General features: G+C 61.7%; 15 protein-coding genes. 4 read left to right on the forward strand and 11 right to left on the reverse strand.

The annotated features are described in order from the left end of the window. The 5 genes from B3873_RS01695 to B3873_RS01715 form a co-directional block, all read right to left on the reverse strand. Positions 1-426: ABC transporter ATP-binding protein (locus B3873_RS01695; protein ID WP_286863739.1), on the reverse strand; the 426-nt coding region annotated here is incomplete at its 3' end. Further along, on the reverse strand, positions 426-1202 hold the full coding sequence (livG, locus tag B3873_RS01700) for a high-affinity branched-chain amino acid ABC transporter ATP-binding protein LivG (RefSeq protein WP_134221947.1): 777 nt from the start codon (positions 1200-1202) through the stop codon (positions 426-428). The genes B3873_RS01695 and livG, both read right to left, overlap by 1 nt. Beyond that, positions 1199-2425, reverse strand: coding sequence for a high-affinity branched-chain amino acid ABC transporter permease LivM (locus tag B3873_RS01705; protein ID WP_286863711.1), 1227 nt, complete (start codon positions 2423-2425; stop codon positions 1199-1201). Before B3873_RS01705 ends, livG begins: the two co-directional genes overlap by 4 nt. Positions 2426-2468: 43 nt before the next feature. Beyond that, positions 2469-3395 carry a high-affinity branched-chain amino acid ABC transporter permease LivH gene (livH, locus tag B3873_RS01710; RefSeq protein WP_034350126.1) on the reverse strand — a complete coding sequence of 309 codons (927 nt, stop codon included), beginning with the start codon at positions 3393-3395 and terminating at the stop codon, positions 2469-2471. A 99-nt stretch (positions 3396-3494) separates the two neighbouring features. After that, complete coding sequence (locus B3873_RS01715) at positions 3495-4616, reverse strand: branched-chain amino acid ABC transporter substrate-binding protein (RefSeq protein WP_286863713.1); 1122 nt, start codon at positions 4614-4616, stop codon at positions 3495-3497. A gap of 412 nt (positions 4617-5028) precedes the next feature. On the opposite strand from B3873_RS01715, the gene B3873_RS01720 reads away from it, so the two are divergent. Continuing rightward, positions 5029-5841, forward strand: coding sequence for a phosphodiester glycosidase family protein (locus B3873_RS01720; protein ID WP_286863714.1), 813 nt, complete (start codon positions 5029-5031; stop codon positions 5839-5841). A 152-nt stretch (positions 5842-5993) separates the two neighbouring features. On the opposite strand, the gene B3873_RS01725 is transcribed toward B3873_RS01720, so the two are convergent. The 4 genes from B3873_RS01725 to B3873_RS01740 all read right to left on the reverse strand — a co-directional run bounded on the left by B3873_RS01725 (position 5994) and on the right by B3873_RS01740 (position 8123). Continuing rightward, a complete protein-coding gene (locus tag B3873_RS01725; RefSeq protein ID WP_286863715.1) occupies positions 5994-6437 on the reverse strand; it encodes a hypothetical protein in 444 nt (147 codons plus the stop codon). 2 nt (positions 6438-6439) lie between these two features. Beyond that, on the reverse strand, positions 6440-7336 hold the full coding sequence (locus B3873_RS01730) for an endonuclease/exonuclease/phosphatase family protein (protein WP_286863716.1): 897 nt from the start codon (positions 7334-7336) through the stop codon (positions 6440-6442). Positions 7337-7596: 260 nt separating this feature from the next. Beyond that, complete coding sequence (locus B3873_RS01735) at positions 7597-7770, reverse strand: hypothetical protein (protein WP_286863717.1); 174 nt, start codon at positions 7768-7770, stop codon at positions 7597-7599. 68 nt (positions 7771-7838) lie between these two features. Continuing rightward, entirely contained in the window at positions 7839-8123 is a 285-nt protein-coding gene (locus tag B3873_RS01740) for a hypothetical protein (protein ID WP_034338034.1), read from the reverse strand. 219 nt (positions 8124-8342) lie between these two features. Here B3873_RS01740 and B3873_RS01745 point away from each other — a divergent pair, with 219 nt between their 5' ends. The 3 genes from B3873_RS01745 (at position 8343) to B3873_RS01755 (ending at position 10158) form a co-directional block, all read left to right on the forward strand. After that, positions 8343-9209, forward strand: a complete 867-nt coding sequence (locus B3873_RS01745) for a M15 family metallopeptidase (protein WP_286863718.1) — start codon at positions 8343-8345, stop codon at positions 9207-9209. A 145-nt stretch (positions 9210-9354) separates the two neighbouring features. Further along, positions 9355-9555, forward strand: a complete 201-nt coding sequence (locus B3873_RS01750) for a hypothetical protein (protein ID WP_286863720.1) — start codon at positions 9355-9357, stop codon at positions 9553-9555. Between the two features lie 126 nt (positions 9556-9681). Next, positions 9682-10158: a GNAT family N-acetyltransferase gene (locus tag B3873_RS01755; RefSeq protein WP_286863721.1), complete on the forward strand. Its 477-nt coding sequence runs from the start codon at positions 9682-9684 to the stop codon at positions 10156-10158. A gap of 22 nt (positions 10159-10180) precedes the next feature. Here the strand turns inward: B3873_RS01755 and B3873_RS01760 are convergent, their stop codons facing one another. Together B3873_RS01760 and B3873_RS01765 are read right to left on the reverse strand one after the other, a co-directional pair. Beyond that, positions 10181-11116, reverse strand: coding sequence for a CysB family HTH-type transcriptional regulator (locus tag B3873_RS01760; RefSeq protein ID WP_286863723.1), 936 nt, complete (start codon positions 11114-11116; stop codon positions 10181-10183). Then, the coding region (locus B3873_RS01765) for a sulfate/molybdate ABC transporter ATP-binding protein (protein WP_286863724.1) at positions 11113-12090 on the reverse strand (978 nt) is incomplete at its 5' end. The genes B3873_RS01765 and B3873_RS01760, both read right to left, overlap by 4 nt.

Below are 12090 nucleotides of genomic sequence, written 5' to 3' on the forward strand. Positions count from 1 at the left end.
CAGCATCTGCTGCTCGCCGCCGGACATGGTCCCGGCCCGCTGCGCCGCGCGTTCCTTCAAACGCGGGAAGAGTCCGAAGACGTACTCGATGCCCCGTTCGATGTCCTCATTGCTGGCGAAGAAGGCGCCCATTTTGAGGTTTTCCAGCACGGTCAGGCTGGGGAAGACGCGCCGGCCTTCGGGCGAGATCGCCAGCCCGCGGCGCATGATCTCGTGGGTTGGCAGCTGCGTAATGTCCTGCCCTTCGAAGAGTACACGTCCGCTGGAGGCGCGCGGACGGCCGCACAGCGTCATCAGGAGCGTGGTCTTGCCGGCACCGTTGGCACCGATGAGCGTGACGATCTCGCCCTTTTCCACCGTCAGCGATACGCCGTGCAGGGCCTCGATGGCACCGTAGTGGGTATGCACCTTGTCAAACTGCAGCATCATTCTTCTCCCAGGTAGGCCTTGATCACACGTTCGTCGCTGCGCACCTGTTCGGGGGTGCCGGTGACGATGGGCTTGCCGTGCTCCATCACCAGGATGCGGTCGGAGATGCCCATGATGAGGCTCATGTCGTGTTCGATCAGCAGCACGGCTACGCCATGTTCGCGGCGCAGACGGTCGATCAGTTGCGACAGCTCCTGCTTCTCCTGCGGGTTCAGGCCGGCCGCGGGTTCATCCAGCAGCAGCAGGCGCGGCTTGGTGATCATGCAGCGGGCGATTTCCACGCGGCGCTGCAGGCCATACGAGAGCGTGCCCGCCTCGCGGTTGGCCAGCGCCGTCAGGCCCAGCTGGTCCAGCCAGTAGGCCGCACGCTGCAACGCTTCCTGCTCGGACTTGCGATAGGAAGGCGTCTTCAGCAGCCCCGACAGCAGGTTGGTATTGACCTGCTGGTGTTGCGCCACCAGCAGGTTCTCCACCACGGTCATGGACTTGAAGAGACGAATGTTCTGGAAAGTGCGCACCAGCCCCTGCTGCGCCACCTGATGGCTGGGCTGGCGGGCAATGGAGACGCCATCGAGCGCAATCTCACCGGAGGTCGGCTGGTAGAAGCCGCTGATGCAATTGAAGACGGTGGTCTTGCCGGCCCCGTTGGGACCGATGATGGCGAAGACTTCGCGCTCCTGCACGGCCAGCGAGACGCCATCCACGGCCAAGAGGCCACCGAAGCGCATCGACAGGTTGGACACTTCCAGCATGGTTTTCACGGACGGGTTCATTGCGGCAGCTCCACATGCGGACGGGTGGCAGGAAGCAGTCCTTGCGGACGCCACATCATCATCAGCACCATCACCAGGCCGAAGATCAGCATGCGGTACTCGGCAAAGCTGCGTGCCAGTTCCGGCAATACGGTCAGCAGGATCGCCGCCAGGATCACGCCCAACTGCGAACCCATGCCACCCAGCACGACGATGGCCAGGATCAGGGCGGACTCGATGAAGGTGAAGGATTCCGGTGTCACCAGGCCCTGGCGGGCGGCGAAGAAGGAGCCGGCCAGGCCGGCGAAGGCGGCACCGAGCGTGAAGGCGGAGAGCTTCACCCGGGTCGGGTTGATGCCCAGCGAGCGGCAGGCGATCTCATCTTCACGCAGGGCTTCCCAGGCGCGGCCCATGGGCATGCGCAACAGGCGGCTGGTGACGAAATACGTAAAGAGCACCATCAGCAAGGCCAGGAAATACAGGAAGATCACCATGTGACCACCCTGGTAAGTCAGCCCCAGCAACTGGTGGAAGGTAGTGCCATCCTCGGTCAGCGGATTGCGCGCCATCACCACGCCGAACACGGTCGGCTTGGGGATGCCGGAGATGCCATCCGGGCCGCCGGTGAGGCTGGTCATGTTGTTGAGCAGCAGGCGGATGATTTCGCCAAAGCCCAGCGTGACGATCGCCAGGTAGTCACCGCGCAAACGCAGCACCGGGAAGCCCAGCAGGAAGCCGAACAGCGCGGCGGCGGCAGCCGAGAGCGGCACGCATTCCCAGAACGAGAGGCCGAAGTACTGGTTGCACAGCGCATAGGTGTAGGCACCCACGGCATAGAAACCCACGTAGCCCAGATCGAGCAGGCCGGCGAAACCGACCACGATGTTCAGGCCCAGGCCCAGCACCACGTAGATCAGCGCCAGGGTCATCACGTCCACGTAGCCGCGCGAGCCGAAGAAGGGCCAAACCAGCGCGGCCATCAGCAGGATCAGCACGGCCGCGCGCTGCTGGCCCGGCTGCATGCGCGGCAGCGCCGGCAGCTTGATGCCGGCGCTGGTGCGCGAGAGCGCAGGCCTGGCCAGCTGGAACAGGAACACGGCCAGCACCGCCACCAGCACCGGGGTCCAGTGGGTGTTGAGGACCACGCGGTAGCCCTCCAGCTGCAGCTGCATGCCCAGCAGCGGGATGGTCAGTACGGCGGTCACCAGCGCCGCCGCCACGGCATTCTTGAAAGTCTCGGGCATCACGCCTCCTTGAATATGTCGTTGTCCGTCGAGCCGTGCGGGCTCAGACCTTTTCGATGTCGGGCTTGCCCAACAGGCCCGTGGGACGGAACAGCAGGATCAGCACCAGCAGCCCGAAGGACACCACGTCCTTGTATTCGGAAGGCAGGTAGCCGGCCGCGAAGGTCTCGGCCAAGCCCAGCAGCACGCCGCCCAGCATGGCGCCGGGAATGCTGCCGATACCGCCCAGCACCGCCGCCGTGAAGGCCTTGATGCCGGCGATGAAGCCGATGTAGGGATTGAGCTTGCCGATGGTCAGGGCAATCAGCACACCGCCGACCGCCGCCAGCATCGCGCCCAATACGAAGGTGAAGGAAATCACCTTGTTGGTATCGATGCCCAGCAGGTTGGCCATGCCCATGTCTTCAGCGCAGGCGCGGCAGGCGCGGCCCATGCGCGAGCGCGCGATGAACAGCGTCAGGGCCACCATCAGGACCAGCGTCACGCCGACGATGACCATGCGCGAATACGGCACCGTGACCGTGAAGTCGCTGCCCATCTGGAATTCCAGCGCGCCCGAGATCAGCACCGGCACAGACATGTCGCGTGCGCCCTGGCCGATCTGCACGTAGTTCTGCAGGAAGATGGACATGCCGATGGCCGAGATCAGCGGTACCAGGCGCGGGCCGCCGCGCAGCGGGCGATAGGCCACGCGCTCGACGGTCCAGCCGTACAGGCCGGTCACCAGCACCGAGACGATCAGCGCGCCGCCCAGCAGCAGCGGCAAGGGATAGCCGGACTGCACGCCGATGGCGGTCAAGGTCACCAGGCCGACGTAGGAGGCGATCATGTAGATCTCGCCGTGGGCGAAGTTGATCATGCCGATGATGCCGTAGACCATGGTGTAGCCGATGGCGATCAAGGCATAGATCGCACCCAGCGACAGCCCGTTGACGAGCTGCTGGGTCAGTTGAGGGAGCAATTCATTCATGAGGGAACCCATAAAGTGGAAATGCCCCATTCCGACTGCAATGGGGCATTTCGCGGTTTGACGTCAGGTCAGACAGTCAGGCCAGCGATTCGGGGCGAATCACTTGGCTTCGGTCTTGGTGGCGTCCTTGTGCCAGGTGAAGACGACGAACTTGAAGGCCTTCAGGTCGCCCTTCTTGTCGTATTCGACGTTGCCGATGGGGGTCTTGAAGCTGTTGCCGTGGATGTAGGCGGCGACCTTGTCCGGGTCGGTCGACTTGGCACCGGTGATGGCATCGGCAATGATCTTCACGGCCGAGTAGGCCGGCATCTGGAACGGGCCGTTGGCGTCACGCTTGGCGGCAGCGAAGGCCTTGACCAGGGCGGCGTTGGCCGGATCGGCGGCGAAGTCGGCCGGCAGGGTCACCAGCATGCCTTCGGAGGCAGGGCCGGCGATGGCGGTGATGTCCTTGTTGCCCACGCCTTCGGGGCCCATGAAGACGGCCTTGACGCCCTGCTCACGCGCCTGGCGCATGATCAGGCCCATTTCCGGGTGGTAGCCGCCGAAGTAGACGAAGTCCACGCCCTGCGACTTCAGCTTGGTGACGATGGCCGAGTAATCGCTGTCACCGGCGTTGATGCCTTCGAACACCACCACCGGCACCTTGGCAGCCTCCAGCGCCGACTTCACCGACGAGGCCACGCCCTGGCCGTAGGACTGCTTGTCGTGCAGCACGGCGACCTTCTTGGGCTTGAGCTTCTCGATCACGTAGCGGGCGGCGGCAGGACCTTGCTGGTCGTCGCGGCCGATGGTGCGGAAGATGAACTTGTGCGGCTTGGCTTCGGTCAGCTGCGGGGCGGTGGCCGACGGGGTGATCATGACCACGCCTTCGTTCTCGTAGATGTCGGAGGCGGGGATGGTGGAGCCGGAGCAGACGTGACCGATCACGTACTTGATGCCCTGGCTGACGATCTTGTTGGCCACGGCGACGGCCTGCTTGGGTTCGCAGGCGTCGTCCATCATGACGGCTTCGAACTTGTTGCCGTTGGCGCCGCCGGCGGCGTTGATCTGTTCGATGGCGGTGAGGGCACCTGCCTTGACCATGTCGCCGTACTGGGCCACGGCACCGGTGAGGGGACCGGCGATGGCGATCTTGATGGTTTCGGCGTGAGCCACGCCGGCGAAGGCGGCAAAGGTGGCGGCGGCCAGGGCGATCTTGGTCAGACGGCTTGCAAACTTCATTGTCGTTTCCTCCAGGATGGAACGGATTCAAGAGGCGCCGTTACCTGGCCAGCAGGCCGGCGCGCGTAGGGTTGTGGATACCTGACCCCGTTTTACGGGAGGCTGGCCGCAACATGGGGGCAGAGTGTAACACTGCCGTCATATGGGGCAACTTTTTTTTGAAATTTCGTCAAACCCCATCATTAATGCGCTGTGGTCTTCGATTTTTCGCACATTTCATGCTGTTTTTCTTCATTTTCCCATATTCGGTGCAGAACTGCACTGCAGCATGAGCGAATTCGGTGCATCGCCTGCAAAGTCTTGATGGGACTGGATTTGCGGCCAGAATCCGTTTTCCCGTGGCAAGCCCGGCTTGCGCCATTTACAATACCGCCTCGCCCTCCGCATTCCCGCAGAACAAGACCTGGTTTCGATGCTTCGCTCCCCTTCCCTCTCTGCCCCTGGTTTCCGCCGCACACTGCTGCGCCTGCTCGCATTGACCGGCCTGGCACCGGCGCTGCTGCTGGGATCGGCCAGTCCGCCGGTGCAGGCGGCCGAGGTGCGCCAGTACCAGTATCACCAGGTCTTCATCAGCACCTGCCGCGCTGATCCGCGCAGCGACACCATCCGCATGTACTGGAAAGATGCCGCTGGGACGCCGCTGGGCAACTTCAGCCGGCTCGATGCGCATCTGCGCAGCCAGGGACAGGAGATGGTCTGCGCCACCAATGCCGGCATCTACGACAAGCAATTGCAACCGCTGGGGCTGTACGTGGAAGGCGGCAACCAGCTGCGCCGCCTCAATACGCGCAAGAACGCGTATGGCAATTTCTATCTGCAGCCCAATGGGGTATTCGTGTTGAGCGAGCGCCAGGCCTACATCGTCGAGACCTCCGACTATGAAGCCGAACTGGGGTTGTGGAATGGCGTGACGCGCTACGCCACGCAATCGGGTCCGCTGATGATCGTGGACGGCAAGATCAATTCGCGCTTCGATCCCGAGTCAGCCAATACGGTGGTGCGCAATGCAGTGTGCCTGGATGCCGCGGGCATCGTCACGCTGGCCATCGCGCGCAATCCGATCAGCTTTTACGATTTCGCCAGTTTCCTTCGTGATGAGCTCAAGTGCAGTGACGCCTTGTACCTGGATGGCAGCATCTCGCGCATGTATCCCACGCTGGAAGCCAATATGGGTCCGGCGTTCGGGGCGATGATTGCGGTGGTGAAGGGGCATGGGGGGAAGTAGTTGGAATGGGGGCTATCTCGCGCTCCGCCCCAAAATTCAAAGCAAATGACGCAAACTCAAAGGCCTGAGCCCGGTGCAATACCGAACTCAGGCCTTGACAGATTGCATGCGGAAGCGGCCGGCTCTGCAGGTCAGTTCCGTCCCGATACTTTTCAGCTCACCACGCCTTGCGCATCAGGCTCAGAGGCCCTTAGATGACGGAGAATGACCTCTCCTACTTCAGGCCTTTGCAGCAGCTCAGCCAATACGCTTTCGAGCGCGTCCTTGTCTTCACAATAAAACTGGCGCTCGGGAAGGACAACTTTACAGGGATAACCGCCGGGATCCTGTGCCCAGCGGGCGATTTCGGTACTCGGCATGTTTTCGGACACGATGGCAATCCCGAGGTATTTCTCCCGATGGAAGTAGTTCACCAGACCCGCCCCAAACTCTGGCGCTTCGTAAAACACATCTCTCTTCAGACCGACTTTTCCTTTTGTGACTTCGGACAATTCTTCATTCAACGTCTCGAACACAGAATCGATTTCAGCCTTTAGAAGCCGAGCGTTTTGGGCTGCATCAAGACCCTTTTCAATGGAAGCCGCGAACTTTTTCATGGTTAAACCTTTTCAACAACGCCGATAACGGGAAGATGGTCAAAACTGTGTTTGGCCTTTCGAACAATTTCGGTAAAAAACGGGACATCCAGAATTTGGACCAGATCCTCACAAAGGTGCCAGGACGTCTTGCCCAAAAATGAAGGCGAAAAAATGATCTGATCAAATGTTTTCCATCTGGCGGCTTCTCCACCACGGTAATAGCAGCTACCAGAATGACGGCTTGTATCCTCCGACGTATGTCGATAGGGGCTGGAACAACCTAACAATCGCCAGAAAGGGTTGTACAAAAGATGAGATTTTTTAGCTGCCAAATCTCTGTCTCTAGTAGCCATTAAATGATCCGACAGGGCCGCATCAAATGGCTCATCATTGAAATCTCCCAAAATGATGACGTGTTGCTGGGTCTCTTCAAACTGAGTTTCTTTAACCGCGTCTCTCAAACGGATACCCAAAAAATCCCGATTGGGATGATCTTCGGAAGTATGAATCCGGCTAGGCCAATGGGACACAAAGAGGTGAATGATCGTTTCGTTGTCGCACACGCCAAAATCATACCTCTGTGCGACCTTGAAAAACCGCTGTCCTTTTGCCGCCACCAAATCCTTGTTATCCAAGGCTATCAAAGTATCCGTGCGGAACAGAATGCAGGTATCAAAATAGGTTCTTCCCACAGGTCTGACGCCGTCTATCACGCCGTACCCGTAATCTGCCCAGACGTCCTTCAAACGGTTAATGTCTTCGGATGAAATTTCTCCAAGGCATATTACATCGGGCCTGATTGTATGACACATCAGCCGGAGCAAGTCGGACGCAATAGACCGTTCAAATGTTGTTGACCTATTGGGGTCGGTCGCCCGGGAAAGACTTGTATTCCACCAAACAAAAGTAAGTTTCATTTCGCCGAATATGAGAGGCTCTGACCATGAAGATGGAAAGGTGCGCGAGACTTGCAAGAGCGTGAATTATAGCGGTGGGACCGCATAGCGTTACATCGGCCAAAAAGGAGATATTGCGAGACCTTACAACGCCGCTCTACTCGGCAAAGGAAAAACTGCTGGCAAAGATCGCCGCGCCTGCCTTGCGCAAGACGAAAAAAAGCCCGCAGCCAATGAACTGCGGGCAAGTTCCCTATCAAGAGGGAGGTTGAAGGAACAGTTCAACCACCTGTACGACTGCAAGCCGCAAAAAAAAGTTCGGAAAGATTTTTCCAGCCAACGCTCAAATTGCCCCCAAGAGCCAGGTGCTTGGCAAGATCCTTCACATTTACCGCAAAAACCACCTTTCCAGCCCCCAAAAGAAAACGCCGCGACAGTTGCCCGTCGCGGCGCATGCAGTGCTGTTCCCACTGCGGGAGAGGGTGCGGCGCTTGCCGTCTTGTTGGCTCTTGTTGTGAGGCGTTTACTTTTGCGTACCGCTGTCGCCAGAGGCGGCCGGGGTGCTCGGCGTAGTGGCCGAGGAATCCGAAGGCGTAGTCGGAGTCGGGGTCGCCGGCGTAGCGGTCGAGCCCGCAGCCGTACCGGAATCAGCCGGTGCCGGCGTGGTCGGGGTGCTGCTTGCCGGTGCCGGTTCCGAAGCGGCCGGCGGGGTGGCGGCAGGCGTTGCAGGCGCTTCGTCGCGCTTGTTGCAACCAGCCAGCACAGCAGTGAACACGGCGGCAGCCAAGAGGGTGTGGCGAATCTTCATATGTTGCCTCCTAAAGTTGTTGAGGGGGATTTGCCGAAATGCGGACAAACAGGCACAGAGCACGTGCTTGCCGGAATTCGACAGCTTCTGGACACCGATTATTCCCGTTCCGCCGTTCCCACGCTGTCAGAAAACGGCGCATCTTGATGTCAGCCATCACAGGCAATATGACAATCCTGACAATACATTTCTCCCTGAAAACCCGTATCATCGCCTCCCATGATGACCTTCACCGCCCGCTTCCCTGCCCTCGCCTGCCTGACCGTCCTGCGCCGCGCGCTGGGCCTTTCCGCGACCGTGCTGACGATGGCACTGCCGCTGGCCGCCCAGGCCGACATCACGCCGGTTTCCCCCGCGCAATGCGCCCAGATGCGGGCCAGCAAGGTCATCACCTCCGGCAATCCGGTCCCATGCACGCGCCTGGCCACGGTCAGCTTCGACTACACCGATTTCGGCGGAGCCACCCGCCAGGGCAGCGTGGTGGTGCTCGACGCGCTGGCACCGCAGGTGGAGGCGCTGTTCGGCGAACTGCTGCTGCGCTCCTTCCCGCTGGCCGGGGCGCAGGGGCTGGAAGCCTATGACGGCGACGACCAGCGCTCCATGGCCGCCAACAACAGTTCGGCCTTCAATGGCCGGCCCATGACCGGCGGCGGTGGCTGGTCCAAGCACGCCTATGGCGCGGCCATCGACATCAATCCGCTGCAGAACCCCTATGTGAGCAAGGCCGGCAGCCCCGAGCAGGAAGTCCTGCCGCCGCAGGGCGCGGCCTACTTGCAGCGCGCGCCCCTGCAGCCGGGTATGGCCGAGGAGGTGGTCAGCGTGTTTCATGAACATGGATTTCTGGTCTGGGGCGGCCAGTGGAAACAACCCATCGATTACCAGCACTTCGAGATCGGTAGCCGCAGCTTCATCCTGAAACTGGCCAGTCTGCCCAAGGCCCAGGCGCGCGCCGAGTTTGAACGCTATGTGACGCGCTATCGCCAGTGTGCGCATCCCGCCACAGTCACTGCCGTCCCGCCCGCCGACGACGATGCGCCCGAAGACACCCGCCTGCGCGACCAGTGCGCCGCACGCTTGCGCAAGTAAGCAGCGCCACGTCCACGCCGAACAGGTAAAGATGCGCAAGTTTCGGTAAACCGACGCAGCAGCCTCATGGTGCGCCCCTATACTGCCCCGGCAATACCGGTCTGGGCGCTGGCCCGGGGGACAGCCTTACTTGAGGAGTGCACGCATGTCGACCAATTCCATTTCCGCCGTCTATCACGGCAACGCACCGGCAGGCGGCCAGCAGGCTGCTAAGAAGCCGGCCGTCAATTTCAATGACGTCCTGAAAGCCGCCGGACAGTCCACCCAAGTGGCCCAGTCCACTTCCGCACAGCCCAGCAGTACAGATACCACCACCTTCACCACGACACCGACCCGCACGGTGTAAGCGGCATCACCCTGCCCGCAATGACAAAGGCCGGACAGTGCGCAAACACTGTCCGGCCTTTGTCCTGACACTCCGGGAAACTGGCCCGGTACGGCTATACTGCGATCTCAGACGCCAGGAGTCGCCATGCCCGATCCGCAGCACCCCGAAGCCCTGCACATCCGCCACGCCCGCCAGGACGACTACCCGCAATGGAAGATCCTGTGGGACGACTACAATGCCTTCTACGGCCGCAGTGGCGCCACCGCCCTGCCCCTGGCCATCACCCAGTCCACCTGGTCACGCATCCATGCGGCCGATGAGCCGGTGCATGCCCTGGTGGCCGAATCCGATGGACGACTGCTGGGACTGGCGCACTACCTCTATCACCGCAACACCATCCTGATCGGCCCCACCTGCTACCTGCAGGACCTGTTCACCACTGAAGCCGCACGCGGCCGTGGCGTGGCACGCGCACTGATCGAAGAACTGTACCGGTACGCCGCAGCGGACGGTGCCGAGCGAGTGTACTGGCACACCCATCACAGCAATGCGACGGCACGCAAGCTGTACGACCATCTGGCGGTGGACTCCGGCTTCATCGTCTATCGCAAGAACCTCTGATACCAGTTGATGCGCGCCGGGTTCAGGCCTGGGCGTTGGCCTCATTGAGCGCATTGACGATGTCGGCGCGCTTCAAGTCCGGAGCGAACTGCTGGATGAAATCGAAGGCATAGCCGCGCAGGTAGGCACCGCGCCGCACCGCCAGCCGGGCGATATTGGCCTTGAACAGGTGGGAGGCATTGATGGCCACCATCTCCGCGTGCTTGCCCTGGTCCACCGCCATCGAGGCCACCAGGCCCACGCCCATGCCCAGCGAGACGTATTGCTGGATCACGTCCGAATCCATGGCGGTGAGCACGATGTCGGGTTCGATGCCGGCCTGGCGGAAGGCTTCGTCGATGTGGCCACGGCCGGTAAAGCCGACGTCATAGGTGATCAGCGGCCAGGTACCCAGATCCTCCAGCGTGACCTGTTCCAGCCCCAGCAGCGGATGGCCTTGCGGCACCACGATCACGTGGCTCCAGGTATAGCAGGGGAAGGACACCAGTTCCTTGAATTGCGACAGGCCCTCGGTAGCGATGCCGATGTCGGCCTTGCCCGAGATGACCCATTCGGCGATATGTTCCGGGGCACTCTGCTGCAGGGCGATGCGCACCTGCGGGAAGGCATCGCGGAAGGCCTGCACCACGCGCGGCAGCACGTAGCGCGCCTGGGTGTGGGTGGTGGCAATGGAGAGCGTGCCGCTCTGCTCGCCGGCGTATTCCTTGCTGGCGCGGCGCAGGTTCTCGGCTTCCAGCAGGAGCCGCTCGACGATGCCGAGGATGCCCTTGCCGGGTTCGGTCAGGCCGGTCAGGCGCTTGCCGTTGCGCTCGAAGATCTCCACGCCCAGCTCTTCTTCGAGCTCGCGGATCTGGCGGCTCACGCCCGGTTGCGAGGTGAAGAGCACGTTGGCCACTTCGGTCAGGTTGAAGCCGCAACGCGCGGCTTCGCGGATGGAACGCAGCTGCTGGAAATTCATCGTGCCTGCCCTCCTTCCCGCTGCGCAAAGACCTGCAGGCGGCGCGGACGCACGACCAGGGTCTCGCCATTCTTCAGACCCAGTTGCGCGAAACGTTCATTGGGGATGACGGCTTCGATCAGCTCGGCATTGTCATCGCGTTCCAGTTCCAGTTGCGCCAGCGGACCGATGGCATGCGAGCGGCGCAATTGCACCACGATGCCTTCGGCACCGGGCGAGTAGCGCTCCACATCCAGATCATGCGGCCGCACGAAACCGACACCGGCCGCATCGCGGGTATCGCCGTGGCCGGGGGCCTCGAAACGCGCACCGCCGGCGTCCAGTACGCCTTCGTGCAGGCGGCCATGGAACAGGTTCACATTGCCCAGAAAACCGTAGACGAACGGCGAAGCAGGATGGTTGTACACCGTCTCGGGCGTGCCGATCTGCTCCACTTGCCCCTTGTTCATCAGCACCACCTGGTCGGCCACTTCCAGGGCTTCTTCCTGGTCGTGGGTCACGAAGATGCTGGTGACGTGCAGTTCATCGTGCAGACGGCGCAGCCAGCGACGCAGTTCCTTGCGCACCTTGGCATCGAGGGCGCCGAAGGGTTCGTCCAGCAGCAGCACGCGCGGCTCCACGGCCAGTGCGCGGGCCAGCGCAATACGCTGGCGCTGGCCGCCGGAGAGTTGCGGCGGATAGCGGTCGGCCAGCCAGTCCAGCTGCACCAGTTCCAGCAGACGCTTGACCTTCTCGCGGATGACCGCTTCCGAGGGGCGCTGGGCGCGCGGTTTCACGCGCAGGCCGAAGGCGATGTTCTCGAACACGGTCATGTGCTTGAACAGCGCATAGTGCTGGAACACGAAACCGACCTGGCGTTCGCGCACGTGGCGCGCCGAAGCGTCTTCGCCATCGAGCAGCACCTGGCCCGCATCGGGCGATTCGAGACCGGCGATGATGCGCAAGAGCGTGGTCTTGCCGCAGCCGGAAGGGCC

This window comes from Herbaspirillum sp. UBA812, assembly GCF_002296545.1.
Lineage (GTDB): Bacteria > Pseudomonadota > Gammaproteobacteria > Burkholderiales > Burkholderiaceae_D > Herbaspirillum > Herbaspirillum huttiense.

Coding starts and splice junctions, on each gene's coding strand:
- B3873_RS01750 (WP_286863720.1), top strand. CDS start 9,355: ATGTCGACCAATTCCATTTCCGCCGTCTATCACGGCAACGCACCGGCA.
- B3873_RS01715 (WP_286863713.1), bottom strand. CDS start 4,616: ATGAAGTTTGCAAGCCGTCTGACCAAGATCGCCCTGGCCGCCGCCACC.
- B3873_RS01745 (WP_286863718.1), top strand. CDS start 8,343: ATGATGACCTTCACCGCCCGCTTCCCTGCCCTCGCCTGCCTGACCGTC.
- B3873_RS01720 (WP_286863714.1), top strand. CDS start 5,029: ATGCTTCGCTCCCCTTCCCTCTCTGCCCCTGGTTTCCGCCGCACACTG.
- livH (WP_034350126.1), bottom strand. CDS start 3,395: ATGAATGAATTGCTCCCTCAACTGACCCAGCAGCTCGTCAACGGGCTG.
- B3873_RS01735 (WP_286863717.1), bottom strand. CDS start 7,770: ATGCGCCGCGACGGGCAACTGTCGCGGCGTTTTCTTTTGGGGGCTGGA.
- B3873_RS01755 (WP_286863721.1), top strand. CDS start 9,682: ATGCCCGATCCGCAGCACCCCGAAGCCCTGCACATCCGCCACGCCCGC.
- B3873_RS01725 (WP_286863715.1), bottom strand. CDS start 6,437: ATGAAAAAGTTCGCGGCTTCCATTGAAAAGGGTCTTGATGCAGCCCAA.
- B3873_RS01740 (WP_034338034.1), bottom strand. CDS start 8,123: ATGAAGATTCGCCACACCCTCTTGGCTGCCGCCGTGTTCACTGCTGTG.
- B3873_RS01730 (WP_286863716.1), bottom strand. CDS start 7,336: ATGAAACTTACTTTTGTTTGGTGGAATACAAGTCTTTCCCGGGCGACC.
- B3873_RS01760 (WP_286863723.1), bottom strand. CDS start 11,116: ATGAATTTCCAGCAGCTGCGTTCCATCCGCGAAGCCGCGCGTTGCGGC.
- B3873_RS01705 (WP_286863711.1), bottom strand. CDS start 2,425: ATGCCCGAGACTTTCAAGAATGCCGTGGCGGCGGCGCTGGTGACCGCC.
- livG (WP_134221947.1), bottom strand. CDS start 1,202: ATGAACCCGTCCGTGAAAACCATGCTGGAAGTGTCCAACCTGTCGATG.